At 62.1% G+C, this 3,927-nt stretch carries 8 protein-coding genes; all 8 read left to right on the plus strand.

What is annotated here, in order from left to right:
* Positions 1–164: 164 nt before the first annotated feature.
* Positions 165–422 (plus strand): hypothetical protein, encoded by a 258-nt coding sequence (locus AB1451_16820; GenBank protein MEW6684557.1) that lies wholly within the window; start codon positions 165–167, stop codon positions 420–422.
* Positions 423–591: 169 nt separating this feature from the next.
* Complete coding sequence (locus tag AB1451_16825) at positions 592–813, plus strand: addiction module protein (GenBank protein MEW6684558.1); 222 nt, start codon at positions 592–594, stop codon at positions 811–813.
* Positions 814–816: 3 nt separating this feature from the next.
* Positions 817–1,107 (plus strand): type II toxin-antitoxin system RelE/ParE family toxin, encoded by a 291-nt coding sequence (locus AB1451_16830; protein ID MEW6684559.1) that lies wholly within the window; start codon positions 817–819, stop codon positions 1,105–1,107.
* A 107-nt stretch (positions 1,108–1,214) separates the two neighbouring features.
* Entirely contained in the window at positions 1,215–1,709 is a 495-nt protein-coding gene (locus AB1451_16835) for a DUF1877 family protein (protein ID MEW6684560.1), read from the plus strand.
* Between the two features lie 324 nt (positions 1,710–2,033).
* Positions 2,034–2,270, plus strand: a complete 237-nt coding sequence (locus AB1451_16840; GenBank protein MEW6684561.1) for a hypothetical protein — start codon at positions 2,034–2,036, stop codon at positions 2,268–2,270.
* Positions 2,267–2,464, plus strand: a complete 198-nt coding sequence (locus AB1451_16845; GenBank protein MEW6684562.1) for a DUF2283 domain-containing protein — start codon at positions 2,267–2,269, stop codon at positions 2,462–2,464. Before AB1451_16840 ends, AB1451_16845 begins: the two co-directional genes overlap by 4 nt.
* Before the next feature lie 88 nt (positions 2,465–2,552).
* A complete protein-coding gene (locus tag AB1451_16850) occupies positions 2,553–3,212 on the plus strand; it encodes a DUF4304 domain-containing protein (GenBank protein ID MEW6684563.1) in 660 nt (219 codons plus the stop codon).
* A 68-nt stretch (positions 3,213–3,280) separates the two neighbouring features.
* Positions 3,281–3,754, plus strand: coding sequence for a DUF4304 domain-containing protein (locus AB1451_16855; protein MEW6684564.1), 474 nt, complete (start codon positions 3,281–3,283; stop codon positions 3,752–3,754).
* Positions 3,755–3,927 lie beyond the last annotated feature (173 nt).

A 3,927-nucleotide genomic window follows, 5' to 3' on the forward strand; every position in this document is an offset into this window, starting at 1 on the left:
ACATGTCGTGGGTCTGTTCGTCGGGTCCGCGCACTCGCAGGCTCCTTTCAGAGTTGGTGCGAGCATGGTAGTACGGCGGAATCGATCTGTCGATCCCCCGCGAGTCACTTTTTCAGCACCCTGCTAGGCAGTGGGGGTGGTTGGACCTTTGGAAGAACCAGGACGTGACCGTCGCATTGGTCAGGGCAGGACACGGCGACGCCCTGCCTCAAGTGGCACGGTTCAACCAAGCCCTTGAGGCTGGAGTGAGAACTATCGAAGACTTCAATGCTCGATTCGGCGTCAGCGATAAGGCTCGCGCCGTCGCTGAGCGCCTGCGTGAATTCGAGTCCGAACATCAAGTAGTGAAAAAGACTCAAGATGCGGTTGAGCGAGGCACTGAACGTGCTAAGGAAGCCTTGGAGCGACTCCGCAAGCAGTGACACCGTGTCAAAGATCCAGGCGCAGCCTAACCTTCAAATGGAGCCGACGCGCCGTTGAATTGCGACGGCGCGCGGCTCATTTGAATCGTTGGGCCGACAACGAATCGACATTCGGGCCGAAATCGAATCAACGGGGCATGCTCGCCGTACCGAGCGTTAGAATGAAACCATGAAGATCGAGGATCTCGAGGCCGAAGCACTCAAGCTCGACTCGAAGGGCCGGGCACGCCTTGCCAAGCGTCTGCTGAAGAGCCTCGACAACCTCACATCGGACGAGGTTGACGAGATCTGGGCCGAGGAAGCCGAGCGACGGGCCGACGCCCAGGATGCCGGAACGCTCTCGGCTCGCCCCGCTGCCGACGTGTTCCGGGACGCTCGCGCGCGGATCTAGATCGTGCGCGTCACGTTCAACGAGTTGGCCGAGCGCGAACTCAACGACGGGGCGCACTACTACGAGCACGAACAGCCGGGTCTCGGCAGCGCCTTCATCATAGATGTGCAGCGATGCACCGAGGCGATCCTCGCATACCCGCTCGCCGGTTCAATTGTCCGAGGGAGCATCCGGCGCCGGCTGTGTCAGCGCTTCCCGTACGGCCTCCTGTACACCGTTCGCCAGGACGAATTGCGCATTCTCGCCGTCATGCATCTCCGTCGGCGGCCCTTCTACTGGGTTGGCCGGACGTAAACAAGCGGCCCAACCAGCGGTTGCAGCCGACGGCGGCTGCTGCCATCATGGGCCGCCGCGGCTGAGCCGCGGTCGTTCGCCTGACCTGAGGTGCGCGAGGGATAGGAATGGCTTGTAGAGGCGTCTTCTTCGCAATCACTCGGGAGGAGGGCGATGCACTCCATGGGGCATCGGGAAACGACGAGGCTCTCATGACTCTAGTCGAGGACATCGAGGAGGCGTGGGACTCGGACAACTTGGCGGAGTGCGACAAGGCATGGGACGCAATGCATCGGGTTCTCACGGACGGACGACTCGAATACGGCAATGGACCTTACCCCTTGAACCATTGTGTCCTCGGGCCAAGGCAACTGCATCGGGGCGACAGCTACATCGCATCACTTGTTGCCCCCGAGGAGGTGCGGGAGGTGGCTACGGCGCTGCATACCCTCACTCGGGAATGGTTTGAGGCGCGCTATCGGACGGTGGTGCCGAAGGACTACGCGCCCGAATACGGCGAAGAAGACCTGGAGTACACCTGGGAGTCCTTTCAGGGTGTCCGGGAGCTATATGCGAAGGCTGCGAGCGAGGGGAAGGCCATCTTGTTCACCGTTGACCAGTAGGTGCGACGGGCAGGCGAACAACCGGATGCACCTGACGAGCGCGCCCTGGCAACACGTGCGGCGCGCTCGCAGGTGATCCGGGGTGTTATGCCGGTAAACTTGATCAAACGGATCACAGAGCGTCGGGGGGCGGCGGTCGACTGGAGGGCCGAGGCCGCACGGCAACGGAATCGACCGGGCGCCGGCTTGACCAAATGAAGCCGAGTGGGGCGGCCGGGTTCTGAGCGGCGGTCCCGCGCTGCGCAGACGCCGGGCCGGCGGTCCCGGCCGATGCGTACGCGTCAGGCGATTGGCACGGCCGCCCGGTTCTGCTAGGGTGAGGCCGTGAAAACCACGGCGTACTTCGAAGCGATTCGGAGGCGCGCCGACCGCTCGGCCATTCGAAACGAATGGATCCAACGCGTCATCGATGCGCCTTTGCGCGAGGTGGTGCAAGCCGACGGCCGCGTTCGGCGCTGGGGAGCTGTGCCAGAGGCGGAGGGCCGATTCCTCCGGGTCGTTCTCTTGGCAGACCGGGAAACGGTTCACAACGCGTTCTTCGATCGAGGATTCACACCATGAAGATTCGGTACTTCACCGACACCGACACGCTGCACATTGAGTTTCGCGACGTACCAGTTGTCGAGACGCGCGACCTTGACGAGAACACGCTGCTCGACCTCGATTCGGACGGTAACATCTGCGCCATCACCGTGGAGCATGCATCGACGCGGGCGCGGATTCCGGAATTCTCCTATGAACAGATCACGGCATAACCTCGCGATGGATCCGACGGCGCGTCATTGAAGAGAGCCGGAATGCGCCGCGGCTCATCGCGCACGTTAGCCGTCCTGAGTGAGCGCAATGCCGAAATCGACATACGCAGAGGCAGTCGACGAGATCCAGAGCACCCTGCGCCCGGTGTTGAAGGCCCAAGGCTTCAAAGTCCGTGGGCGAACATTCAACCGTGTCACGGAGGACGGCCTCACCCAGGTCATCAGTATTCAGATGGGTGCATCGGATCCTCCGGGCACTACGTATATCCCAGGCCTCCGGGAGAACCTGCATGGACTCTTCACCGTCAATCTCGGCGTCTACGTCCCGGAGGTTGCCAGGCATCACGGTGGCGGCGAAGCGAAGTCTTGGGTTCAGGAGTACCACTGCTGCGTGCGTGCGCGTCTCGGTGAAGCCTCTGGAGAAGAACGGGACATCTGGTGGCATGCGCGGGCTGAAGATGCAGTGTTCGAGGACGTTCGGCGCCGCCTCGAACAGGCGGGGCTCCCGTTCCTCAATCGCTACTCAACCCGGCAGAAGATCCTGGCTGAGTGGCAAGATCGATCCGAGAACATGGGCGCCGGCGGTCCGCCGCGGATCGTAATGGCGATCATCTTGGCCGAACGTGGTCGAAAGGACGAAGCGCGGGCCCTGCTCGCCCAGCAGGTTCTTGAGACACGTAACCCTGGACATCCAGACTATGTGCGGAGACTTGCGAATCAACTCAGCGTGGGAAGCCTGGACGGCTAACAACCGGTTGCAGCGGACGGTCCGCTGCGCGGCCCGCCGCTGAACCGGAGCGTTAGGCGCACCAGAACATGGCTTCTCAGAACAACAAGTGGCTCCAACAGGCACTCGCTCCCGCGCTCAAGCAGCGCGGGTTCAAGAAGTCCGGAGCGACTTGGCGGAAGGGGAACGCCGACGCAATCGGAGTTCTCAATCTTCAGGGGAGTCAGTGGGGGCCTTCGTTCTACATCAATCTTGGCGTCTACTTCCGCGCTCTCGGCGACAACGATCACCCGACCGAGTATCACTGTCATGTGCGGACGCGCCTTAGCGAGCTCGTCCCTGACCGGCTCCGGCTCAATGCCCTTGTCGACTTCGAAAATCCGATGGATGATGGCGTTCGGGCGCGAGAGATCGAAACGCTCATCGCCAATCACGGATTGCCCTGGCTTGACAGCGTGTCGACAGTGGCCGGCGCCAGGGAGTACTGCAAGTCACAGGCGCCAAGGTCGCCCTGGATTACGAGGGAGGCCAGAGCATTCCTGGAGGCGGGGCATGGCGCCTAACAACAGCATGCAGCTGACGGCGCTCCGCGCCGCAGCTGATGCTGAGCGTTATACGGACTCGACAGCGAGCTCATTCTTCTCTTTCTTGCGAGGTCCATCCGCGCGCGAGCGTGGACTTTGGGTTCAAGCGCTTGGTTTCTGCGGCCGCTGACACCAATCAGTAGCCGCCGGGC

This window comes from Nitrospirota bacterium, assembly GCA_040757335.1.
Classification (GTDB): Bacteria; Nitrospirota; Nitrospiria; order 2-01-FULL-66-17; family 2-01-FULL-66-17; genus JBFLXB01.